Origin of the sequence: Rhizobium sp. NZLR8, assembly GCF_019685025.1 — a bacterium.
GTDB lineage: Bacteria > Pseudomonadota > Alphaproteobacteria > Rhizobiales > Rhizobiaceae > Rhizobium.
The window spans coordinates 216,981-239,333 of the sequence record NZ_JABDVY010000009.1 but is presented as its reverse complement, the minus strand read 5'-3'; the positions used below and the strand labels follow the sequence as shown (position 1 = coordinate 239,333).

18 protein-coding genes are annotated in these 22,353 nt (G+C 62.0%); 8 read left to right on the top strand and 10 right to left on the bottom strand.

The window, feature by feature from the left end; translation table 11 throughout:
• The first annotated feature begins 168 nt into the window (after positions 1-168).
• The gene (locus HJB89_RS20815; RefSeq protein WP_221150476.1) at positions 169-2,061 is read left to right on the top strand and encodes an AsmA-like C-terminal region-containing protein; all 1,893 of its coding nucleotides are present in this window, start codon (positions 169-171) and stop codon (positions 2,059-2,061) included.
• A gap of 18 nt (positions 2,062-2,079) precedes the next feature.
• Here the strand turns inward: HJB89_RS20815 and HJB89_RS20810 are convergent, their stop codons facing one another.
• The 5 genes from HJB89_RS20810 to HJB89_RS20790 all read right to left on the bottom strand — a co-directional run bounded on the left by HJB89_RS20810 (position 2,080) and on the right by HJB89_RS20790 (position 7,707).
• Positions 2,080-2,898: an ABC transporter permease gene (locus tag HJB89_RS20810; RefSeq protein ID WP_207582992.1), complete on the bottom strand. Its 819-nt coding sequence runs from the start codon at positions 2,896-2,898 to the stop codon at positions 2,080-2,082.
• Positions 2,899-2,901: 3 nt separating this feature from the next.
• Positions 2,902-3,813 (bottom strand): ABC transporter permease subunit, encoded by a 912-nt coding sequence (locus HJB89_RS20805; RefSeq protein WP_209887663.1) that lies wholly within the window; start codon positions 3,811-3,813, stop codon positions 2,902-2,904.
• A 4-nt stretch (positions 3,814-3,817) separates the two neighbouring features.
• The gene (locus tag HJB89_RS20800) at positions 3,818-4,960 is read right to left on the bottom strand and encodes an ABC transporter ATP-binding protein (protein WP_207582990.1); all 1,143 of its coding nucleotides are present in this window, start codon (positions 4,958-4,960) and stop codon (positions 3,818-3,820) included.
• Between the two features lie 113 nt (positions 4,961-5,073).
• Positions 5,074-6,171: a polyamine ABC transporter substrate-binding protein gene (locus HJB89_RS20795; protein WP_207582989.1), complete on the bottom strand. Its 1,098-nt coding sequence runs from the start codon at positions 6,169-6,171 to the stop codon at positions 5,074-5,076.
• Between the two features lie 126 nt (positions 6,172-6,297).
• Positions 6,298-7,707: a short-chain fatty acyl-CoA regulator family protein gene (locus tag HJB89_RS20790; RefSeq protein WP_221150475.1), complete on the bottom strand. Its 1,410-nt coding sequence runs from the start codon at positions 7,705-7,707 to the stop codon at positions 6,298-6,300.
• 190 nt (positions 7,708-7,897) lie between these two features.
• Here HJB89_RS20790 and aceA point away from each other — a divergent pair, with 190 nt between their 5' ends.
• Both aceA and HJB89_RS20780 read left to right on the top strand, forming a co-directional pair.
• Complete coding sequence (gene aceA / locus HJB89_RS20785) at positions 7,898-9,187, top strand: isocitrate lyase (protein ID WP_221150474.1); 1,290 nt, start codon at positions 7,898-7,900, stop codon at positions 9,185-9,187.
• A gap of 21 nt (positions 9,188-9,208) precedes the next feature.
• Positions 9,209-9,445 carry a hypothetical protein gene (locus tag HJB89_RS20780; protein WP_221150473.1) on the top strand — a complete coding sequence of 79 codons (237 nt, stop codon included), beginning with the start codon at positions 9,209-9,211 and terminating at the stop codon, positions 9,443-9,445.
• Between the two features lie 48 nt (positions 9,446-9,493).
• On the opposite strand, the gene HJB89_RS20775 is transcribed toward HJB89_RS20780, so the two are convergent.
• Positions 9,494-10,363, bottom strand: coding sequence for a LysR family transcriptional regulator (locus HJB89_RS20775; RefSeq protein WP_207582986.1), 870 nt, complete (start codon positions 10,361-10,363; stop codon positions 9,494-9,496).
• A gap of 89 nt (positions 10,364-10,452) precedes the next feature.
• Here HJB89_RS20775 and HJB89_RS20770 point away from each other — a divergent pair, with 89 nt between their 5' ends.
• Complete coding sequence (locus HJB89_RS20770) at positions 10,453-10,710, top strand: hypothetical protein (RefSeq protein ID WP_207582985.1); 258 nt, start codon at positions 10,453-10,455, stop codon at positions 10,708-10,710.
• Here the strand turns inward: HJB89_RS20770 and HJB89_RS20765 are convergent.
• From HJB89_RS20765 to HJB89_RS20750, 4 genes are all read right to left on the bottom strand, one after another.
• Positions 10,683-12,524: a methyl-accepting chemotaxis protein gene (locus HJB89_RS20765; RefSeq protein ID WP_207582984.1), complete on the bottom strand. Its 1,842-nt coding sequence runs from the start codon at positions 12,522-12,524 to the stop codon at positions 10,683-10,685. The two genes, HJB89_RS20770 and HJB89_RS20765, sit on opposite strands and share 28 nt — an antisense overlap.
• A 146-nt stretch (positions 12,525-12,670) precedes the next feature.
• Positions 12,671-15,202 carry a HAMP domain-containing methyl-accepting chemotaxis protein gene (locus tag HJB89_RS20760; RefSeq protein ID WP_221150472.1) on the bottom strand — a complete coding sequence of 844 codons (2,532 nt, stop codon included), beginning with the start codon at positions 15,200-15,202 and terminating at the stop codon, positions 12,671-12,673.
• A gap of 313 nt (positions 15,203-15,515) precedes the next feature.
• Complete coding sequence (locus tag HJB89_RS20755; protein WP_207582982.1) at positions 15,516-15,659, bottom strand: hypothetical protein; 144 nt, start codon at positions 15,657-15,659, stop codon at positions 15,516-15,518.
• Positions 15,660-15,907: 248 nt separating this feature from the next.
• Entirely contained in the window at positions 15,908-17,107 is a 1,200-nt protein-coding gene (locus HJB89_RS20750) for an NAD(P)/FAD-dependent oxidoreductase (protein ID WP_221150471.1), read from the bottom strand.
• A 107-nt stretch (positions 17,108-17,214) separates the two neighbouring features.
• Between HJB89_RS20750 and HJB89_RS20745 the strand changes: the two genes are divergently transcribed.
• From HJB89_RS20745 to pgl, 4 genes are all read left to right on the top strand, one after another.
• The gene (locus tag HJB89_RS20745) at positions 17,215-18,651 is read left to right on the top strand and encodes a glutamine synthetase family protein (RefSeq protein WP_207582980.1); all 1,437 of its coding nucleotides are present in this window, start codon (positions 17,215-17,217) and stop codon (positions 18,649-18,651) included.
• A 9-nt stretch (positions 18,652-18,660) separates the two neighbouring features.
• Positions 18,661-19,959, top strand: a complete 1,299-nt coding sequence (locus HJB89_RS20740; RefSeq protein ID WP_221150470.1) for an FAD-binding oxidoreductase — start codon at positions 18,661-18,663, stop codon at positions 19,957-19,959.
• A 134-nt stretch (positions 19,960-20,093) separates the two neighbouring features.
• Positions 20,094-21,569 carry a glucose-6-phosphate dehydrogenase gene (gene zwf / locus HJB89_RS20735; protein WP_007633233.1) on the top strand — a complete coding sequence of 492 codons (1,476 nt, stop codon included), beginning with the start codon at positions 20,094-20,096 and terminating at the stop codon, positions 21,567-21,569.
• Positions 21,570-21,579: 10 nt separating this feature from the next.
• Positions 21,580-22,278, top strand: coding sequence for a 6-phosphogluconolactonase (gene pgl / locus HJB89_RS20730; RefSeq protein WP_221116069.1), 699 nt, complete (start codon positions 21,580-21,582; stop codon positions 22,276-22,278).
• The last annotated feature ends 75 nt before the right edge of the window (positions 22,279-22,353 follow it).

The following is a 22,353-nucleotide window of genomic DNA, read 5'->3' as shown; positions in this document are numbered from 1 at the left end:
CCAGCCTATGCATGCAGAAGAACGATGCGTCGCCTCAAAGTGCAACAGCGTCCTTTGCACGTCTGAAAAGACGCGCGGCGCTGTAGGGCATTTGCATATGCCTGATATTTCCTATATCCGCGAAATCAGCGCATAACGGGATGACCGGCTGAATTGCCGGCGGAGATCATGAGCACGTCAAGACATCGCAGGTGGCGCAGGAAGATCGGACCCGTTTCGCGCTGGCTTCCGGCCTTCGCCCGTTTGTCGACAGTCTTCCTGCTGATCGCGCTTGCGCTGTTCGTGGCGTTGAGGGTCGCCGCACCCTATCTCATTTCGACCGGTTTCGTGCGCTCGGGCATCGAGGACGCGCTGTCGAAATGGACGGGTTATCATGCCGAGATCAAAGGTAGTCCGGTTCTGGAATTCTGGCCGACGCCGCGCATCACCCTCAACCAGATCACCATCCGCCAGCCGCGCAAAAGCGGCGACAAGCTGCTCGGCAGCATTGACAGCCTGTCGGCCGATTTCAGCCTCATCGACGCGCTGAGAGGTCGGACGAGCTTTCACGAATTCCACCTGTTGCGCCCCAACCTGGCGCTGACGCGGGACGAGAATGGGCTGATCGACTGGAGTTATGCCGGCCTGCTCGCCCGCGCAATCAGCGGCGTGCGCACCGAAAACGGCGCTGAGGTGCTCGATCCGGATCTCGATGCCGAGATCGGCGCGGTGACAGTCGAAGACGGCACGCTCACGGTGACCGACATCAAGACTGCCAAGGCCTATCATTTCGACAGCGTCACCGCAGATATCGCCTGGCCGAGGCTATCCGGCGCCATCTCGGCGGTCGTCATCGCTCGCATCAATGGCGAGGACCTGAAGGTCGATTTCGCTTCGCGCCAGCCGCTGCTCGCCTTTGCCGGCAGGAATGCCGAGACACGGACGTCGCTCACATCAAACCTGCTGACGGCGCACTTCCAGGGGATTGCCAGCATCGCCAGCCTTTCGGCGCTTTCCGGCAATATCACCGCCAGCATTCCCGATATGCCCGCGCTTCTGGCATGGTCGGGCAAATCGATCCCCGGCATCGCAACGCTGAAGAGCGCCTCGCTGGAATCCGACATCATGTCGTCGGGCAACGGGCTGCGCTTCAACAATCTCAGCCTGTCGCTCAACGAAGCGAGTGCCACCGGGGTGATGGACCTTTTCACCCAACCCGGCAAACGACCGAAGATCGGCGGCACGCTCGCCTTCGACCAGATGAACCTCAAGCCGTTCCTCGACGCCTTCGCGCTCAGGCTCGCCGCTGGCGAGGCGGAGGAAATCTCCGCCGGCATAAGCGGGCCGCTGCGGCTGCTCGATGTCGACGTCAGGCTTTCGGCGCGGCGTGCGCAGATGGGTCTCTTCGAGCTTTCCGATGTCGGCGCCAGCATGATCGTTGCCGGCGGCGAAGCGAAATTCGATATCGGCGACAGCCGGTTCGAAGGCGGCGAGATGACCGCGCATCTCGAAGCGACCCAGCGCGACTTCGACGGTGGCGGCAAGCTGCAGCTGTCGATCCGCGATGCCGACTTCGCAGCCCTTGCCGAGCGCCTGCAGCTGAAGGGGCCGCTGCCGCTGGCGACAGGATCGCTCGATCTCGACCTGCAGTCGCCGAAGGCGATCTGGACGACCGGCCTAGCCGACGTCACCGGCAGGCTGCACTTCTGGACAAAGGAAGGCACGATACCCGGCATCGATTCCGCAGCGCTGAGGACGCAGGCAGCCGAAAAACCGTTCTTCCCGCTGAGCGCGGCAGCAGGCGGCGCCTTCGCTTTCAACCAGCTGAACCTTCAGGCCGATTTCGCCAACGGCTCCGCCGAGATGCACGACGTCCATATCGCCGGCACGGCCGAGACGCTGACGCTTTCCGGGGTCATCACCTATCAGTCGAATGGGCTGGCGCTTTCCGGATCGCTTGATTCGACCGATCCGGCCAAGGCGGCAGAGCTGCCGCTTCTGCCGTTCTTCATTGGCGGCTCATGGCCGAACCCGGTGATCTCGCCGGTTCCGCTTCTCGGCGCCACACCGCACGCGCAATAATCCGTTTTCTTCGAATCATCAGGCGCCGGCAGCCGCCGCACGCTCGTCCCGCTGGCGCTGGATTTCCCGGCGCTTGGTGACGATCGAGGCGCAGATGACGCCGACCGCGACGATGGCGATCAGGATCGTGCACACAGCGTTGATCTCCGGCGTCACGCCGAGGCGGACCTGGCTGTAGATTCGCATCGGCAGCGTGGTGGCGCCCGGCCCCGAGGTGAAACTTGCGATCACCAGATCGTCGAGCGACAGGGTGAAGGCAAGGATCCAGCCGGAGAGCACCGCCGGCGCGATGATCGGCAAGGTGATCTCGAAAAAGGTGCGCACCGGCGGCGCGCCGAGATCCTGCGCCGCTTCCTCGATCGAATGATCGAAACTCAAGAGGCGCGACTGCACGACGACGGCGACGAAGCACATGGTCAGCGTCGTATGGGCCAGCGTGATCGTCCAGAAGCCGCGGTCGAAGCCGATCGCGACGAAGAGCAGCAGCAGCGACAGGCCGGTGATGACGTCGGGCATGACAAGCGGCGCGTAGATCATGCCAGAAAACAGCATGCGGCCGCGAAAGCGCGTATAGCGCACCAGCGTCAGCGCCGCCATCGTGCCGAGGATGGTCGCGAAGGTCGCCGACAGCAGGGCGACGCGAAGCGTCACCCAGGCCGCGTCGAGCAGCGCCTCGTTGGTCAGCAGCGATGCATACCATTTGGTCGAGAAGCCGCCCCAGACGGTCACGAGCTTCGACTCGTTGAAGGAGAAAACGACGAGAAGCACGATCGGCAGATAAAGGAAGGCGAAACCGAGTGTGACGGAGGCGATGTTGAACCGGGTCCATTTCAGCATGGCTTATTTCCCCCGCTCTTCGGCCTTGGCCTGGACATTCTGGAAGAAGACGATCGGGATGACCAGGATCAGCAGAAGGATGGTCGCCACTGCCGAGGAGACCGGCCAGTCGCGGTTCGAGTTGAACTCGCTCCATAGCGTCTTGCCGATCATCAGCGTCTGCGATCCGCCGAGCAGGTCGGGAATGACGAATTCGCCGACGGCCGGGATGAAGACCAGCATGCAGCCCGCCACCACGCCGGGAAGCGACAGGGGGAAGGTGACGCGCCAGAATGCCCGGATCGGCGTGCACCCAAGATCCTGGGCAGCCTCGATCAGCGTATCGTCCATCTTTTCCAAAGCCGAATAGAGCGGCAGCACCATGAAGGGCAGATAGGAATAGACGATGCCGATATAGACGGCGGTGTTGGTGTTGAGGATGATCAGCGGCGTGTCGATTATGTGCAGCGACTGCAAGAGCTGGTTGAGCAGGCCTTCCGGCTTCAGGATGGCTATCCAGGCGTAGACGCGGATCAGGAAGCTCGTCCAGAAGGGCAGGATGACCAGCATCACCAGGGTCGGGCGAAGGCCACGGGGCGCCTGCGCCATGCCGTAGGCGATCGGATAGGCGATCAGCAGCGTCAGGAAGGTAGAAATCCCGGCGATCACCACGCTCGAGACATAGGCGTTGAAATAGAGCGGGTCGTCGGTGAGGTAGCTGTAATTGTCGAAGGAGAGATCGCCGATTTTGCTCCAGAGGCCGGCCCAGCCGTCGGTGAAAGAGAAGACGGGCTCATAGGGCGGCATGGCGATCGCCGTCGCCGATACCGAAATACGGAAGACGATGAAGAAGGGTGCCAGAAAGAAGAGCAGCAGCCAAGCATAAGGGATGACGATGACCAGGCGATTGTAGAGGCCGGACGTGAGCTTGCCCATGATGTCAATCCTTCAGCAGGACGCCGGCATTCTCGTCGAAGGAGACCCAGACGTCCTGATCGTAGGTGAAGGGGTCGTCGACGGAGCGCTGCGCATTGAGGGATGAGGCCTTGACGATGTTGCCGCTCTGCAATTTCACATGGAAGACGGTCATGTCGCCGAGATACGCGATATCCCAGAGTTCGCCTCTGGCGGCGTTGACCGAAGCGTTGATGGGAGGCGTCCGCCCGACCCGCATTTTTTCCGGCCGGATGGCGAAGCCGGCGGCGCTGCCTGCCGAGGGTGTTTCGGAAGCGGCGACACGCACGCTGAAGCCGCTATCGACGGCAATCTCGACGGTGCCGTTGCCCGATGAGGCAACTTTTCCGTCGAAGATGTTCACGTCGCCAATGAAATCCGCGACGAAACGGCAATTCGGCGCCTCGTAGATCTCCGCCGGCGTCGCCACCTGCACGACCTTGCCGTGGCTCATGACGGCGATACGATCGGCCATGGTCATCGCCTCTTCCTGGTCGTGGGTGACGACGACGAAGGTGAGGCCGAGGCTCTGCTGCAGGTCCATCAGTTCGAACTGGGTTTCCTCGCGCAGCTTCTTATCGAGCGCGCCGAGCGGTTCGTCGAGCAGCAGCACCTTCGGGCGCTTGGCAAGCGAACGGGCCAGCGCCACGCGCTGGCGCTGGCCGCCGGAAAGCTGGTTCGGCTTGCGGGAGGCGAACTGCTCGAGCTTGACGAGCTTCAGCATCTGCGAGACGCGCTCTGATATCTCGTCCTTCGCCATGCCGTCCTGCCTGAGGCCGAAGGCGATGTTCTTCTCGACCGTCATGTGCGGGAAAAGCGCATAGGACTGGAACATCATGTTGACCGGGCGGCGATAGGGCGGCGTGCCTGCCATGTCAGTGCCGTCGAGCACGATTTCGCCCGAGGTCGGTTGCTCGAAACCGGCAAGCATGCGCAGAAGCGTCGACTTGCCGCAGCCGGAGGCGCCGAGCAGTGCAAAGAACTCGCGGTGATAGATATCAAGCGACAGGTTATCGACGGCGGTGAAATCGCCGAAACGCTTGGTGACATTCTTGATGGAAATGAAGGGCTTGGCGGACGGATCAGTCCAAGGTGCGAAAGAGCGGCGAATATTGCCTAAAGACTTCATATTGTTCCCCGGAAATACATTCTTTGCTTTTGTTCTCGGCTTTTGTTCCCGGTTTCGCCCAGCCGGGATCGTCAAAAAAAGGCCCGGACGTTTCCGTCCGGGCCGCGATCAGATCATTGGCCGGTGACCACGGTGGTCCATAGCCGCGTCACGAGCCGCTGTGTCTTCGGATCGAGCGGCGGAACGGTGAAGAGCTTCGCCATCACCTCCGGCGTCGGGTAGATCGCCGTATCGTCGAGGACCTCCTTGTCGAGGAACTGCTGCGACGCCTTGTTGCCGTTGGCGTAGAAGACGAAGTTCGAGGCCTTCGCGATCACTTCCGGCTTCATCATGTAGTTGATGAATTCATGGGCTTCCGCCACGTGCGGCGCATCCTTCGGAATGCCGAAGACGTCAAAGAAGATCTGCGCGCCCTGCGACGGGACCGAATAATCCACCTTGACGCCGGCATTGGCTTCCTTAGCGCGGTCGCGGGCCTGGAACATGTCGCCGGAATAACCGAGTGCTATGCAGATATCGCCGTTCGCAAGGGCGCTTATATATTCCGAGGAATGGAACTTGCGCACGAAGGGACGAACCGCAACGAGGACCTCCTGGGCCTTCTTCAGATCCGCGGGATCGGTGCTATTGGGATTGCGTCCGAGATAGGCGAGCACGGAGGGCACGACATCCGTCGGGGAATCCAGCATATAGATGCCGCAATCCTTGAGTTTCGCCGCCTTCGCCGGGTCGAACAACGCATCCCAATTGGGCTTTTCGTCGGTGCCGAGGGCCGCCTTGACCTTGTCGACATTGTAGCCGATGCCCGTCGTGCCCCACATGTAGTCGACGCTGTATTCGTTGCCGGGATCGAAGGACGCGACACCCTTCATGATGACGTCCCACATGTTGACGAGGTTCGGCAGCTTCGACTTGTCGAGCTTCTGGTAGACGCCGGCGGCGATCTGGCGCTGCATGAAGGAAACCGTGGGAACGACGACGTCGTAACCCGAACCGCCGGCCAGCAGCTTGGTTTCCAGCGTCTCGTTGGAATCGAAGGTGTCGTAGACGACCTTGATGCCGGTTTCCTTGGTGAAATCCTCAAGGATGGAACTGTCGATATAGTCCGACCAGTTGTAGACGTTGACCACACGCTCCTGCGCAAGGGCCGGCGCGGCGGCAAGGAGCGCGGCAACGGCGGCGGCCGTCACGCTTGGAATGATTGACCTCATGACTTCTCCTGTTTGTTCAAAGCGCCCGCACCCCCGGACGTCTTTTCCCTCTGGTTTTGCCTGCAGACTAAGAAGGAATTTCACAGCTCACAAGCGCAAAATCCTGTGCGCTCAATGATTTCACAATCACTGGAAATCGAAGGCGCTGAGCCCCGCCACCATCTCGTCGAGCCCGAGCGGCCGCGTCACCGGCGGTTCGGCGCGGGAAAGGCAGCCACGCCGCTCGCAAAGGCGGCAGGCCGGACCGACTTCAACCGCATCGAGCGCCGTTACCTGGCCGTAAACCAGAGCCTCGCCAAGGGCGGCGTCGCAGCCGATCAGGATCGCCGTGCGCCGCAGCCTTTCGCCGAATTCGACGCTCGGCCCCTCCAGAGTGCGGGCGACCGTCAGGAAAGATGCGCCGTCAGGCATGACCACCGTTTCGGCGAGAATCTGGCCCGGCTGCAGGAAGGCGGCGTGGATGTTGAGCTTCGGACAGCCGCCGCCGAAACGGGCCTGCGGAAAGCCCTGGGCGCCCGCCCGGCGCAGCCTGTGGCCCGCGGCATCGATCTCGATCAGGAAGAAGGGGGTGGCGGCCGCGCCGGGCCGCTGCAGCATCGTCAGGCGGGCGGCGGCATGGCCGAAGGAGACGCCGAAGCGCGCCCTGAGAATATCGATATCGTAGCGCGTTGCCTTCGCCGCAGACAGAAAGGCTTCGTAGGGCATTGCGAGTGCTAAGGCCGCAATGCGGGCAAGCTCGAAACGGGCGATGCGGCGGGCCTCGGCCGAGGAGAGCGAGAGATCGTCGAGTTCGGCATCGATGGCCGGCAGCAAAGCGAGGGTTGAGGCCTCGACAGCGATCTCGTGCGCACGGTCCGCCTGTGACAGGCGTTCCGAGATGAAAAGCCGCATCGAATGGCGATCGAAACGGCGGCGCAGATCCGGCATGACGTGGACGGGCAGGACACGCACCGCGATGCCGCGCTCGGCGCGCAGCCAATCCTTGAGGCCGGCGGCAAGATCGAGGCCGCCGGGGAGCGTCGCGGCAAAGGCTTCCGCCGCCGTCTCGATCCGCCCGAAATAGGCAGACCTGCGCTCCAGTGTCTCGCGCACCTCGTCGAGCGGCAACCGGCCGGCAGCAACAGGCGCATGGCCTTCGGCGGCCATCAGCGCCGTCAGGTCCGACAGCCTTGCCGCCTGCTCGCGATAGGCGCGGTAAAGCTTGATCATGCCGCTTGCAGCATTGGGTGCAGCCTCGGCCACCTCGACCAATTCCTGGTCGCCGGGCAATTCACCCGAAAGCAGCGGATCGGCAAAGACTTCCTTGAGCTGGCCGAGACTGCCGCCGGTCTGCCCGCGCAACTCCTCCAGGTCGACCCTATAGACGCTTGCAAGCTTGAGAAGGAGCTGCACCGTCAGCGGCCGCTGGTTGCGCTCGATCAGGTTCAGGTAGGACGGCGATATTTCAAGGGCTTCGGCCATGGCGGTCTGGGTCAGCGCCAGCGCATTGCGGATGCGCCTGACTTTCGGGCCTGCGAATATCTTCCGTTCCGCCATGGCACACCCTTTGACAAGGGAGGAGCGCTTTATTTACAATCTTTTACAAATTCACAGCGCCGCTCTGTCAATCCTCGTCATCTTAACCTCTTTCCGTCCAGGAAATCAAAGGTTTTTCTGGCCATATCGCGTTCCGTTGTCAATCTTGTCATCAGCACGCTTTTGTCGGACTTTTAGTGAGGAGAGCAGCATGACGGATTTTTACAAGCTTGTTCCAAATTCATCGGCAGGCCGCTTCGACGGCATCGAAAGGCCCTATTCGGCCGATGACGTACAGCGGCTCAGAGGTTCGGTGGCGCTCCGCCATACGCTAGCCGAATTGGGGGCGGACCGGTTGTGGCGGCTCCTGCACGAGGAGGATTTCGTCAATGCGCTTGGCGCGCTTTCCGGCAATCAGGCCATGCAGATGGTGCGCGCCGGGCTGAAGGCGATCTATCTCTCCGGCTGGCAGGTGGCGGCCGACGCCAATACGGCATCGGCGATGTATCCGGATCAGTCGCTCTATCCGGCCAATGCCGGGCCGGAGCTTGCCAAACGCATCAACCGCACGCTGCAGCGCGCCGATCAGATCGAGACCGCAGAAGCCCAGGGGCTTTCGGTCGAGACCTGGTTCGCGCCGATCGTTGCCGATGCGGAAGCCGGCTTCGGCGGGCCGCTCAACGCTTTCGAAATCATGAAGGCCTATATCGAGGCGGGTGCTGCCGGCGTTCACTTCGAGGACCAGCTCGCCTCGGAGAAGAAATGCGGCCATCTCGGCGGCAAGGTGCTGATCCCGACCGCCGCCCATATCCGCAATCTTGACGCCGCCAGGCTTGCCGCCGACGTCATGGGCGTGGCGACGCTCGTCATCGCCCGCACCGATGCGGAAGCGGCAAAGCTTTTGACATCAGATATCGACGAGCGCGACCAGCCCTTCGTCGACTATGATGCCGGGCGCACCGTCGAAGGCTTTTATCAGGTCAGAAACGGCATCGAGCCCTGCATCGCCCGGGCTGTGGCCTATGCGCCGCATTGCGATCTCATCTGGTGCGAGACCTCGAAGCCCGACCTCGATCAGGCACGGCGTTTTGCCGAAGACGTGCACAAGGTCCATCCCGGCAAGCTGCTCGCCTATAATTGCTCGCCGTCCTTCAACTGGAAGAAGAACCTCGACGAGGCGACGATCGCAAAGTTCCAGCGCGAACTCGGGGCGATGGGCTACAAGTTCCAGTTCATCACGCTCGCCGGCTTCCACCAGCTGAACTTCGGCATGTACGAGCTGGCGCGCGGCTACAGGCAGCGGCAGATGTCGGCCTATTCCGAGCTGCAGCAGGCGGAATTCGCCGCCGAGGTCAACGGTTATACCGCCACCAAACATCAGCGCGAGGTCGGCACCGGCTATTTCGATGCCGTGTCGCTCGCCATCACCGGCGGCCGGTCGTCGACCACGGCGATGCACGGCTCGACCGAACACGCGCAGTTCAAACCGGCTGCGGAATAACCTCAAGAGAAGGAGAAGATCATGGCATCCATTTCACGCGTCAGGGAACGGGCCGAGGAACAGGCGACCAGCATGAGCGAGGACCAGCAGACGACGATCCGCACGCTCGCCAACGACCTGCATCGGCTGAACCAATCGGTCATGAAAGCCGTCGAGGCCGGCGTCTCGGTCGAGCTGGTGCGCTCGGCCCGCCATCATGGCGGCGACGGCAACTGGGGCGATCTGCTCATTCCCGTCGTTGTCACCAACCGTCATTGAGGAGAACGCCCGCGCATCCTGGAAAGGGCGCGGGCGCTTCAAAGTACGTCAGCCGCGGCTCGGACGTTTTCCGGCGAAGAGATCGGCATAACTTCTGATCAGCTTGGTCATGCGGTCGGCGACTGTGCGGATCTCCGGGCGATGGCGATCCTCGGCGTTCATGACGATCCATTGGGCGTGGCGCAGTTCCGGTAACTCGCCGCCCTGGCGCTGCAATTCAGGGTCGAGATCGCCGACGAAACAGGGAAGCACGGCCTTGCCGGCGCCGGCGCGCACCAGATCCGGCAGCGAACGCGGCCGGTTGACGGTGGCGACGATCCCGGCTGTGGCATTGGCGTGCGGCCAGCGCAGGTAAGCCGATATCGCCTCCTCCTCGGCAACGGCAATCCAGCGTTCATCGATCTCGGCGGCGTTGCGTCTGATATAGATGGCATAGGCCACCTCGCCGAGCCGGCGGGCGGCAAGATTGGCCTCCTCCGGCTCGAAGGCGCGAATGCCGATATCGCTCTCGCGATAGGCAAGGCTCGCCCGCGCCTCACCGATGGTGAGCGAAATCGCAAAGCCATCACCCGGTATGCGGATGGCGGCGAAATTCTCCGTCAGCAGCCAGGCGACCCAGGTGCCGGCGGCGATCCTCACGGTCGTGCCTCCCTCGCCGGATTGCCGCCAGGCTTCCACCTTGCGGGCGGCGGCCTCCATCTCCTGAAGGTGATCGAGCAGCGCCTGGCCATCCTGGGTCAGGCGGTAGCCGGTCTGGCTGCGCGAAAATAAAGCGCGGCCGACCTCCTGCTCGAGATCGAGCATGCGCCGGCCGACGGTCGCAGGGCTGAGCCCGCTTGCCGTGCTTGCCCCCGTCAGGCCGCCGAGCCGGGCGACCTGCAGGAAAAGCTGATAGGAATCCCAACTCGCGTTTTTCATCGATGAAAAACATAGCGGGATTTTCCCTGTTTATGAAGAGATATTCGATGCCTAAATCAGGAGATGTCTTCTACAGAAAGGACATCGCCATGATCGACTTGATCACCATCGCAGGCATCCAGGGATATCGGCACATCCGCAGGCCAGGCGGCGGCAGGGCGGACGAGGATCAATTCTACGCCGAGTTCGGAGACAACAGCCTCATTCGCTTCGGCGCCTGGTTGACCTCGCTCGACATCAGCCCAAAGCGCGTCGTATCAAAAGTAGGGCGGCGGCGGAAAGCTGCGGCGCAATCCGGCGGCGGCTGCCGCCACGTTTCTCAGGCGACTTTCCTTGTCCCCAGGTGAGCGGGCTCTGCGATGATGCGGAAGCGGTCGATCAGCGCCATCAGCGTATCGGCCTCGCCGGCAAGCAGGCGGCTTGCCTGGGTGGTTTCGGCCACCATCGAGGCGTTCTTCTGGGTCATCTGGTCCATGGCGTTGACGGAACCGTTGACCTCCTGCAAGGCGGCCGACTGATCGCGGCTTGCAGTGGCGATGGTCTCGACATGGCCGCTGATCGCGATGATCTCCTGGCTGATCGAGGCAAGGACGCTGCCGGTCTTCTGGACTAGTTCGGAGCCGACCGTCACTTCCCGGCTGGATGTTTCGATCAGCGACTTGATCTCGCGCGCCGCGTCGGCCGAACGCTGGGCAAGTTCGCGGACCTCCTGGGCGACGACGGCAAAACCCTTGCCTGCCTCACCGGCCCGGGCCGCCTCGATGCCGGCATTGAGCGCCAGCAGGTTGGTCTGGAAGGCGATATCGTCGATCACCTCGATGATTTGCTCGATGCGCTGGGAGGCCTCTTCGATGCGGTCCATGGCGGCGACGGCATCGCCGACGACGGCGCCGGAATTGTCGGCCGTCTTCTTGGTCGCGGCGACGACATTATTGGCTTCGCGGGCACGCTCGGCGGACGAGCGAACCGTGACGGTGATCTCCTCGACAGCCGCGGCGGTCTCCTCGAGGTTTGCCGCCTGCGCTTCGGTGCGTTTCGAAAGCTCGCCGGCGGAGGCCGAGACGGCGCCACTGTTACGCTGGATGGTCGAGGCGCTGTCGCGGATACCGGACAGTGTGTCCTGCAGCCGCAGGAGGGAGGCGTTGAAATCGACGCGCAACTGCTCCAACCGGCCGACGAAGGGCGTGCCGATCGTTTGCGAGACATCGCCCTGCGACAGGCGTCCGAGGCCGGCGGCAAGCTGGTTGACGGCAAAGTCGATCTGGCCGTCGAGCGAGCGCTTGTCGGCGTCGTTCCTGGCGCGTTCGGCATCGCTCAAGGCACGCTGTTCGGCAGCCTGCGTTTCCAGGTCGCGCCTGGCGCGGGCGCTATCGCGGAAAAGCGCCAGGGCCCGGCCGATGTCGCCGAACTCGTTCTTCTTGCCGACACAAGGGATCGCTCCATCGAGATCGCCGGAGGAGATTGCGTGAACGCTCGCGGTCAGCGCCTGCAAAGGCTTCACCGACAGGCGGATGGCATAGAAGGCGAGAACACCGACAATGAGCATGACAATGGCGCCGACGCCGAGAACCAGCATCTGCAGCTCATACATACGCTGGTAATAGACCTCCATCGGAATGCCGATGAAGAGAATGCCGACATTGGCGTTCGACGTGTTCTTGATCGGGAAATAGCCGGTCATGAATTTGCGGCCAAATAGCTCCGCCTGGCCGTAATAGGCCTCGCCCCTGGCGAGCACGGGCTGAGCGGGATGCTCGGCAACGAGCTTGGTGCCGACGGCGCGGTCGCCGTTTTCCTTCTTGACGTTGGTGGAGATGCGGACGTAGTCGCCACCCTGCTTCTGGAAGATCGTGGCAACGCCGGCGATCGACTGCGCGGTCCGGTCGACCAGCGAGTGATCGGCGAGGGCCGGAATGGCGTCTTCCGTGACTGTCGAGAGCCGGTCATCCTTCAGCTCGACCCTGGCGCCCTGATCGGCCGCGCCGTAGAGCACGGCCATGGCGCGGGTGGCATCCCTGGCATCGGCGACGGCGCCGTCCATGACATAACGGCTCAGATTGTAATAGGTCACGCCGACAATGGCGGCGGTGCTGATCGCCAGCAGAAACAGTGTGATCGCGACGATCTGGCGGACGATCGACGTAGAGAAAAGGCGCAGCATCAAAACCCCCGGCAGAAGACCGGGGCTAAAGTAGACGAAAAGCGTTAAGGAAAATTTTCTGTAAATCAGGGCCACAGCATGCCCCTATACGAAACGCGAAACGGCCCCGGAAGCCAGGGCCGTTCTCGTGATGATGAGATCAACGATCAGGCGGCGCGGTAGACCTGCGCCTCGCCCGCCTCGCCATCGATCTTGAACTGCTGGATGAGACGCCGCAGCGAACCCGCCTCGTCGGCCAGTTCACGGCTGGCAGCTGTCGTCTCTTCCACCATGGCGGCGTTCTGCTGCGTCATCTGGTCCATCTGATTGACCGTCGCGTTGACGCTCTGCAGTGCATTGGACTGGTCGTGGCTGGCGCGGGCGATCATCTCGACATGCTGGCTGATCGTGACGATCTGGGCGCTGATCTTAGCGAGCACCGTGCCGGTCTCCTGCACGAATTGCGAGCCGGAACTGACCTCGTTGGTCGACTTGTTGATCAGACCCTTGATCTCCTGCGCCGCGGCGGCGGAACGCTGGGCCAATTCGCGGACTTCCATCGCGACGACTGCAAAGCCCTTGCCGGCTTCACCGGCGCGGGCCGCCTCAATGCCGGCATTCAGCGCCAGCAGATTGGTCTGGAAGGCGATCTCGTCGATGACGCCGATGATCTGCTCGATCTGGCGCGAGGCATCCTCGATGCGGCCCATCGCATCGATCGCATTGCTGACGACGACGGCGGAATCGTCGGCGCTGCGTTTGGCCTGGCGAACGATCTGGTCGGCATCCTTGGCGAGTTCGGCAGAGGAGCGGACTGTAACGGTGATCTCGTCGACGGCGGCTGCGGTCTCTTCGAGCGAGGCAGCCTGCTGTTCGGTGCGCTTGGAGAGATCCTCGGCCGACTGGGCCATCTGGTTGCCGTTGCCCTGGATCAGTTCGACATTGTCGCGGATCTGGCTCATCGTCGCCTGCAGGCGGATCATCGAACCGTTGAAATCCTGGCGCAGCTGTTCGAGACGGCCGATGAAGGGCGTCTCGATCGTCGTCGATATATCGCCCTGCGACATGCGTTCGAGGCCGGCAGCGAGCGCGTTGACGGCGAATTCGATCTGGCGATCCATCTCGCGCTTGTCGGCGTCGTTGCGCTGGCGCTCATGTTCGGCGGCGGCGCGTTCCTCGTCGCTCTGCTCTTCGATGCGGATCTTCGAAATGGCATTTTCCTTGAAGATGCCGAGCGCGCGGGCCATGTCGCCGATTTCATCGTGACGCTGCTCGCCGGAAATGCTGGTCTCCAGCGCCCCTTCGGCGATGCGGCGCATGGCGGCGGTGATCTGGCTGATCGGGCGCTGCAGCGTCAGAACCAGGGCGATGCCGCCGAGGATCGACAGGAGGATACCGAAACCGGTAGTGATGACGGAGATGCCGTTTGCCTGGGTGCGCTCGGTACCGGCCGTCTGCTTCTGCAGCTCGGCGAAATCGGTCAGCTTCGTCCAGATCTGGTCGAGCTCCTGGCGGGCAGCGGCATAGGCGGTGACGCGCTCGCCGATCGTATCGACGATCTTCGAGCCGCCGCCGGAGATGGCGTCGAGTGCAGGCTGGATTGCGCCGGATATGCCTTCGGCAAAGCCCATGCCCTTGGCGCTGGTGATCAGCACCTGCATGTCCTTGCCGAGCGTGCCGGCCTGCTGCTGCAGACGCACGAGATTTTCCTTGCTGGAGTTGGCGAGGAAATCGGAAAGCACGATCTGCAGCGAATAGACGGAATTTTCGAGACGCCGGGTATCCTGAAGGACGGAGTTGGTCTGGCCGATGCGGCCCTCGAGCTCGGCGAAACGCTGTGTCGCTTCGCGCATCTTCTGCGTCGCGGTCAGCTGCGTATAGGTCGAGGTCTGGCGGAAGCGCGACACGAGACGGCCGAGTTCGGCGATGTTCTCGTCGGTCGGAGCGGGCATCGCAGTGATTGCCTTGATACTGTCGATGGTCGCGGCCAGGGCGTCGATGACGTTCTTCTGGTTGGTCGGAACCGAGATGGCGATCAGCCGCTGGGATTTGACGATCGCAGGCATCTGTTCGTTGATGAAGGCGATCTTGTCCTCCGGCGTCTGCGGCTTGCTGTAGCCGCTGGCGACGGTGCCGAGGAAATCGCCGCCCTTCAGCAGCCGGTCGGCGGTGCGAAGGGTGATGGTGGCGGCACCCTCGTCGTTCTGAAGCGCGGTCTGCAATTCCTCAGCCTGGTAGGAGACCGTGAAGCGGGTGCTGATCAGGCTCTTCTGCGCCGCGTCGATCTGCTCATGCAGCGCCTGCTCCTGCTCATGCAAACCCCAGAGTTTGCCGACGACGCCAGAAATGTCCTTGGTGCGGCGGGCTGCTTCGGCAAGACTGTCGCGGCCGGCGGCTTCTTCACCAACCTGATTCAGCGTCTGTTCGAGCACGCCCTGCTGGGTAGTCAGATCGGTAAGCAGCTTGTCGCGCGCCTGCTGGCTGGTGACGCGCAGGAAATCGTCCATCGAACCGTAGAGATCCTTGAAGCCGCTCAGCGACTGCAGCACGCTGTTGGATATTTCCATGCGGCCCTGCAGCAGTCCCGAAGCGTAAAGGCCCGTCAGGCCCACCGCCGAAATGGTGACGACGAAAGGCAGAACGAAGATCAGGACCTTCGTCTTGATCCTGAAGCGGGAAAGAATCTTGTCAATCAACATGGCGTTCCGGGCCTTTCATACACCACTCCTCCCGCAGGCGGCCATTTGGCGCCAGCCGGGTGCACATCGAGCTGTTCTTAATTTACATTGGGGAACCTGGAAGCCAGGCGGCAGTCATTGCCAGTTCATGTCCAAACAACTTGGAGATGCCCAAATATTCGCGGGCAATTGTGTCAGATTAGATATTAATTTTCGGATAAGCGGTTGCGGCGGATTAAGCCAAGGCGGTGAAATAGTTGCAATTTTGTAAGCCGCAATGCGGCGAGGCGGTAACGCCCGTGCCGTGACATTCGTTGCAGACCTGAAGACAGGGTCAGATGAAGTGCGAGAGCAGCAGCGCCAGGCTGGCGGCGGTGGCGCCGACTGCCAGCATCAGATAACGCAGGGTGACCATCCGGGCGTTCGGCTTTGCCTCGGCAATTGCGATGGCGCGGGCGCGTCGTGTGTTTCTGGTCATGCTGGAAACCTCACTTCTGTCTGACACAACAATCCAACAAAACGGCTTGCTGGTAAAGCTTATTTAGGAACAGCTTTGCAGACCGCCAATTGAGACAGGATGGCGCACCTCTATTAAGAAGTTTTGAATCGGTATTTCCTTAAAGCGCGTCGCGTCAAATTTGATTCATGCGACGCGCTTTAGTCCTTTGTTTTATGCATGTCGTTGTCCCGGAACCGCTACAGACTTCCGGGCGACATGCATTCGGTTTACGCGCATTCGCCGGCGGCAAATCCGGAGGCCCAGGCCCATTGGAAATTATAGCCGCCGAGCCAGCCGGTGACGTCGACGCATTCGCCGATGAAATAGAGCCCAGGCACGGTTTTTGCTTCCATGCTGCGTGAATCAAGCGTTGCCGTATCGATACCGCCAAGCGTCACTTCGGCGGTGCGGTAACCTTCCGAGCCGGACGGCTTGACCGCAAAGCTCTGGGCGCTCGCGGCAAGGCGCAGCAGCGCCTTATCAGGCAGGTCCGCCATATTGCCCGCGATTTTCTCGCGCTCGACGAGAAATTGGGCCAGCCGTTTCGGCAGGATGTCGCCAAGCGCCGTCTGCGGGGACTGGCGGCCATTGCGCTGCTTTGCCGTCTTCAGATGTGCTGCAATGTCGATATCCGGCTCGATCGAAACGACGATTTCGTCGCCTTCGCGCCAGTAGGAGGAAATCTGCAGGATGGCGGGTCCGCTGAGGCCCCGATGGGTGAACAGCAGCGCTTCGCGGAAGGCGGTCCTGTCATGGCGGATTTCGGCCGGGGCGGAAATGCCGGTGAGCGGGGCGATGGCCTCGAGCAAGCCGGGATCGAGCGTCAGCGGCACGAGGCCGGGGCGGGTTTCAAGCACCGGAAGACCGAACTGTTCGGCGAGGCGATAGGCAAAGCCGGTGGCGCCCATCTTCGGGATCGACTTGCCGCCAGTCGCGACGATCAGCGACGATGCTTCAAAACTATCGTCACCGGTCTTGACGCGAAAACCCGCCTCCACCTTTTCGACGGCTGATATCTCGGTGCCGAGATCCAGCTGCACGCCGGTGCTGCGCATCTCAGCGAGCAGCATGCGGATGACGTCTTTGGCGCTATCGTCGCAGAAGAGCTGGCCCAGGGTCTTTTCGTGCCAGGCAATGCCGTGCCGGTCGACCATGGCGATGAAATCGGCGGGCGTGAATCGAGCGAGCGCCGACTTGCAGAAATGTGGGTTGGCGGAGAGGAAATTCTTCGGTCCGGCGTGGATATTGGTGAAATTGCAGCGGCCGCCGCCCGATATGCGGATCTTCTCGCCGGGCGCCCTTGCATGGTCGAGGATCGCGACCGAGCGGCCGCGTTTTCCGGCCCGGATAGCCGCCATCATGCCCGCCGCCCCGGCGCCGATGACGATGACGTCGCTTTTGCGCTGCAAATCCGTTTCCTCGATCAAGACAGCGTCTTCTTTTCCATCAAAGGGCGAAAGTCAACGTTCTCAACCTCTCGCCAATTGGCAAAGTCCGGTTATGATGGCGCCACGATCAACCAGACCGGTGTGTCATGTCCCCAAAAAAGACGACGCTGAAGCCTGCCAGAAACGTACCCGCCTCGAAGAAAACTCCTCCGGACCCCGGATCCCTGCGCGGCGTTGCGAACTGGAAGGAAGCAGCGCGGTGGCTGAGGGACAGGGGCATCGAAGACATCGAATGCATCACGCCGGACCTTGCCGGCGTTCCGCGCGGCAAGATGATGCCGAGCTCGAAATTCACCTCGAACACCTCGCTGGCGCTGCCTTCGGCGATCTACCGGCATACGATTTCGGGCGAGTACCCGGAGGAGACGGAGAGCTTCCGCTACGAGCCGCGCGACAGCGACCTGAAGCTGATGCCCGACCTTTCGACGCTTTCGGTCGTGCCCTGGGAGACCGACCCGACGGCGCAGGTGATCTGCGACATCGTCGATTCCGACGGCGGCGAAGTGCCCTATACGCCGCGCAACGTGCTGAAACGGATCCTGAGCCTCTATCACGACCGCGGCTGGAAGCCGATCGTGGCGCCCGAGATCGAATTCTACCTGGTCGCCAAGAATGTCGACCCCGACTATCCGCTGCACCCGCCGAAGGGCAGGTCCGGCCGCTCGATCCTCGGCGGCCAGGGCTATTCGATCGCCGGGATCAACGAATTCGACGAGTTGATCGACGACATCTACCATTTCTCGGAGAAGCAGGGGCTCGAGATCGATACGCTGATCCACGAAGAGGGACCGGCGCAGCTCGAGATCAACCTGCGCCACGGCAATCCGATCGAACTTGCCGACCAGGTGTTCCTGTTTAAGCGCACGATCCGTGAGGCGGCGCTGAAGCACGACATCTATGCGACCTTCATGGCCAAGCCGATGCAGGCCCAGCCGGGTTCGGCGATGCATATCCATCAATCGGTGGTCAATATCGAGACGGGTAAAAACGTATTCTCCAATGCGGACGGATCGGCTTCGAAGGAATTCTTCCATTTCATCGGCGGCATGCAGAAATTCGTGCCGAGCACGATGGCGATGCTTGCGCCCTACGTGAATTCCTATCGGCGCCTGCAGCCTGATATGTCCTGCCCGGTCAACAATGCCTGGGGTTACGACAACCGGACGACGGCCTTCCGCGTTCCGGTTTCCGATCCGCAGGCGCGGCGCGTCGAAAACCGGCTCCCGAGCTCGGACGCCAATCCCTATCTGGCGCTTGCCGCCTCGCTCGCCGCCGGCCTGCTCGGCATCATGAAGCAGATTGAGCCGACGGCGCCGACGGAGGATTCGGCCAATGAAGGCTCGATCGACCTGCCGCGTGGCCTGCTGGAAGCCGTGGCGCTGCTCGAGGACGAGCCCGCCTTCGAGGAGATTTTCGGCAAGCAGTTCATCGGCCTCTATACCGGCGTCAAGCGCGGCGAGTTCGAGACCTTCATGCAGGTGATCAGCCCCTGGGAGCGGGAATTCCTTCTGCTCAACGTGTGAGGGACCGTCATGGCATCGCAGGAGATGTGGCAGAGCCCGATCTCGCCGGGACTATCCTGGTATCAGGCAACCATCGGGGAGCGGCCGACTTATGCCGCCCTCGACGGCTCGAGAACAGTAGACGTCGCCATCATCGGCGGCGGCTATACCGGCCTGCAGGCCGCCTATAATCTTGCCAAGGCAGGCGTCTCGGTGGTGCTGATCGAAGCCTGCCGCTTCGGTGACGGGGCGTCCGGGCGCAATGGCGGCCAACTTGGCACCGGCCAGCGATGGTGGCCGGAAGAACTCGAGGAGAAGATCGGCTACGAACGCTCGAAGGCGCTGTTTAATCTTGCCGAGGCGGCCAAGCGCCATCTGATCGATTTCGCCCGCGAGCACCAGATCGAGATCGACTATGTGCCCGGCCAGCTCAACGTCGCGCACAAGGCGAGCTACAAACGCGCCTATTACGAAAATGCCCAGATCGCCGCGCTGCGTTACGACTATCCGCACATCAGTTTCATGGATGAGAAGGAAACGCAGGAGCGGCTCGGTTCGAAGCGGTTTCATTGCGGCGTGCGCGATGTCGGCACCGGCCACATCCATCCGCTGAAGCTGCTGGTGGGGCTGGCCCGGGTCGCCGCCAATGCCGGTGCTGCGATCTTCGAGATGACCGCGGCAAAGGCGATCCGCCAGGGTGGCGGCAAGGTGACGATCGAAACCGAAAGGGGAACGATCACCGCCGATCGGGCGCTGATTGCCTGCGATGGCCATATCGACGGCCTCGAACCAGTGACCGCAAGACATGTCATGCCGATCCGCTCCTTCATCGGCGCCACAGCCCCGCTCGAAGGGCATCCCGATGTCCTGCCGGGCGGCGAGGCCGTGGCCGATTCGCGCTTCGTCGTGCGCTACTTCCGCAAATTCGGCGACGGCCGGCTGCTGTTTGGCGGACGCGAGGCCTATACATCGGACAATCCGAGGGACATTTCCGAGCACATCCGCCGACAGATCGCCGAGATCTATCCGGATCTGAAGGATATCGAGATCACCCATGCCTGGGGCGGCAGCGTCGGCATCACCATGCCGCGCCAGCCTTTCGTGCGCGAGGTCATGCCCGGCGTCATCTCGATCGGCGGTTATTCCGGCCATGGCGTCATGCTGTCAAACTACTGTGGCAAGCTCTACGCGGAAACGGTGCTTGGAAAATCCGGTGATCTCGACCTCTTCACATCGCTCGATATTCCTGCCTTTCCCGGCGGCGCCGGCATGCGGGCGCCGTTGCTTTTCCTCGCCTTGTCGTGGTTTGCGCTTCGCGACAAATTTTAGTCCGATTGCGGATTTCCTCTTCCGGAAATTCGCTCTAAAACCGGCGCCTGAGAGATTCATTGCACCGCACACTGGCTTTTTTAAATCGATTAGATTAAAAGAGCCGCCAACCAGCCTGATTGAGAGACAAGCTCATGAGCAGCCAGATCATTCCCGTTGAGCCTTTTGATTATGTCGTCTTCGGCGGCAGCGGCGACCTAGCCGAACGCAAGCTTCTGCCCGCGCTGTATCATCGCCAGATCGAAGGCCAGTTTACGGAACCGACCCGCGTGATCGGCGCCTCGCGCAGCCCGTTGACGCACGAGGAATACCGCAAATTCGCCAAAGACGCGCTGAACGAGCACCTGAAGAAGGGTGAATACGACGAAGCGGAGGTGGAGAAATTCTGTGCCCGCCTCTACTACGTCTCGGTCGACGCCCGCACGGATACCGGCTGGGATCAGCTGAAGAAGCTGCTCGACGAGGGCAAGGATCGAGTGCGCGCCTTTTACCTCGCGGTCGCGCCCGGTATCTTCGGCGACATTTCGCAGAAGATCCACGACCACAAACTGATCACCAAGTCGACCCGCATCGTCGTCGAGAAGCCGATCGGCCGCGATCTCGCCTCGGCGCTGCAGCTCAACGACACGATCGGCCGTGCCTTCAAGGAAGAACAGATCTTCCGCATCGACCACTATCTCGGCAAGGAGACCGTGCAGAACCTGATGGCGCTGCGTTTCGCCAACGCGCTGTACGAGCCGCTGTGGAATGCCAACTATATCGATCACATCCAGATCACCGTGGCTGAAGCAGTCGGCCTTGAGGGCCGCGCCGGCTATTACGATACGGCAGGCGCATTGCGCGACATGGTGCAGAACCACATCCTGCAGCTGCTCTGCCTGACGGCGATGGAAGTGCCATCGTCGATGGATTCGGAAGCCGTTCGCGACGAAAAGCTGAAGGTGCTGCGCGCGCTGAAGCCGCTCAATGCCTCCAATGTCGAGCAGGCGACGGTCCGCGGCCAGTATCGCGCCGGCGCATCGGGCAGCGGCCCGGTCAAGGGCTATCTCGAAGAGCTCGAAGGCGGCGTCTCGAACACCGAGACCTTCGTCGCCATCAAGGCGGAGATCAACAATTGGCGCTGGGCGGGCGTTCCCTTCTACATCAGAACCGGCAAGCGCCTGACCGGACGCATGTCCGAGATCGTCATCACCTTCAAGCCGATCCCGCATGCGATCTTCGACCAGGCGGCCGGACGCATCGTTGCCAACCAGCTGATTATCCGGCTGCAGCCGGATGAAGGCGTCAAGCAGTCGCTGATGATCAAGGATCCGGGCCCGGGCGGCATGCGCCTGCGCAACGTCTCGCTCGACATGAGCTTCGCCCAGGCGTTCAACGTGCGCAATCCCGACGCATACGAGCGTCTGCTGATGGATGTGATCCGCTCCAACCAGACATTGTTCATGCGCCGCGACGAAGTCGAAGCCGCATGGAAATGGGTGGATCCGATCCTCAAGGGTTGGGAAACCACCGGCCAGCAGGTGCAGGGCTATACGGCCGGCACCTGGGGTCCGAGCCAGGCCATCGCGCTGATCGAGCGCGACGGCCGCACCTGGCATGACGATATCTAGGACGAAACCGATGGCATCGACCCTGCATTCCTTCGCCAGCCCCGCAGATCTCGCCGGCAGTCTCGCCGACAAGGTCGCCGATACGCTTTCGGCGGCGATCGCCGCCCGCGCAACGGCGTCCATCGCCGTTTCCGGCGGCTCGACCCCGAAGCTGTTCTTCCAGGCACTGTCGACGCGCGATATCGCCTGGGACAAGGTGACGATCACACTTGTCGACGAGCGTTTCGTGCCGGCCGACAATGCGCGCTCGAACCATCTGCTGGTCGATGCCAATCTCCTACAGAACAAAGCCAAGGCGGCGCGTTTCCTGCCTCTCTATCAGGACACGGCCTCCGCGGAGGAGGCCGCAAGGCTTGCGACCGAGAAGACCAGGGCAATCAGTTCCCCCTTCGACATCGTCATCCTCGGCATGGGTGGCGACGGCCACACCGCCTCGTTTTTTCCCGGCGGCAGCAATCTTGCCAAGGCGCTCGATGCATCGACGCCGCGCGGCATCATCACCATGGAAGCGGAAGGGGCCGGCGAGCCACGCCTGACGTTCACCTTCTCCAGTCTTCAGGATGCCGCACTCCTGGTTCTTCATATTGAGGGCGAAGGCAAAAAAGACGTTCTCGCCAAGGCAGAGGGCAAGGGTGAAGAGGCAGAAATGCCGATCCGCGCCGTTCTGCGCCGGGCCACTTCCCCGGTCGAGATCTACTGGGCTCCCTGATCGGCCGTCGATCCGGATCGAGATTCAGGCCAGAGCCGCCGAACAGATTAAGACAACGAACAAGGCAGGGATCTT

Bases quoted from the DNA above. Each gene is read 5' to 3' on its own strand.
- HJB89_RS20775 (WP_207582986.1), bottom strand. From the start codon at position 10,363: ATGAAAAACGCGAGTTGGGATTCCTATCAGCTTTTCCTGCAGGTCGCC.
- HJB89_RS20760 (WP_221150472.1), bottom strand. From the start codon at position 15,202: ATGTTGATTGACAAGATTCTTTCCCGCTTCAGGATCAAGACGAAGGTC.
- zwf (WP_007633233.1), top strand. From the start codon at position 20,094: ATGAGCAGCCAGATCATTCCCGTTGAGCCTTTTGATTATGTCGTCTTC.
- HJB89_RS20755 (WP_207582982.1), bottom strand. From the start codon at position 15,659: ATGACCAGAAACACACGACGCGCCCGCGCCATCGCAATTGCCGAGGCA.
- HJB89_RS20815 (WP_221150476.1), top strand. From the start codon at position 169: ATGAGCACGTCAAGACATCGCAGGTGGCGCAGGAAGATCGGACCCGTT.
- HJB89_RS20810 (WP_207582992.1), bottom strand. From the start codon at position 2,898: ATGCTGAAATGGACCCGGTTCAACATCGCCTCCGTCACACTCGGTTTC.
- HJB89_RS20770 (WP_207582985.1), top strand. From the start codon at position 10,453: ATGATCGACTTGATCACCATCGCAGGCATCCAGGGATATCGGCACATC.
- HJB89_RS20805 (WP_209887663.1), bottom strand. From the start codon at position 3,813: ATGGGCAAGCTCACGTCCGGCCTCTACAATCGCCTGGTCATCGTCATC.
- HJB89_RS20780 (WP_221150473.1), top strand. From the start codon at position 9,209: ATGGCATCCATTTCACGCGTCAGGGAACGGGCCGAGGAACAGGCGACC.
- HJB89_RS20800 (WP_207582990.1), bottom strand. From the start codon at position 4,960: ATGAAGTCTTTAGGCAATATTCGCCGCTCTTTCGCACCTTGGACTGAT.
- HJB89_RS20765 (WP_207582984.1), bottom strand. From the start codon at position 12,524: ATGCTGCGCCTTTTCTCTACGTCGATCGTCCGCCAGATCGTCGCGATC.
- HJB89_RS20745 (WP_207582980.1), top strand. From the start codon at position 17,215: ATGTCCCCAAAAAAGACGACGCTGAAGCCTGCCAGAAACGTACCCGCC.
- HJB89_RS20790 (WP_221150475.1), bottom strand. From the start codon at position 7,707: ATGGCGGAACGGAAGATATTCGCAGGCCCGAAAGTCAGGCGCATCCGC.
- pgl (WP_221116069.1), top strand. From the start codon at position 21,580: ATGGCATCGACCCTGCATTCCTTCGCCAGCCCCGCAGATCTCGCCGGC.
- HJB89_RS20740 (WP_221150470.1), top strand. From the start codon at position 18,661: ATGGCATCGCAGGAGATGTGGCAGAGCCCGATCTCGCCGGGACTATCC.
- HJB89_RS20795 (WP_207582989.1), bottom strand. From the start codon at position 6,171: ATGAGGTCAATCATTCCAAGCGTGACGGCCGCCGCCGTTGCCGCGCTC.
- aceA (WP_221150474.1), top strand. From the start codon at position 7,898: ATGACGGATTTTTACAAGCTTGTTCCAAATTCATCGGCAGGCCGCTTC.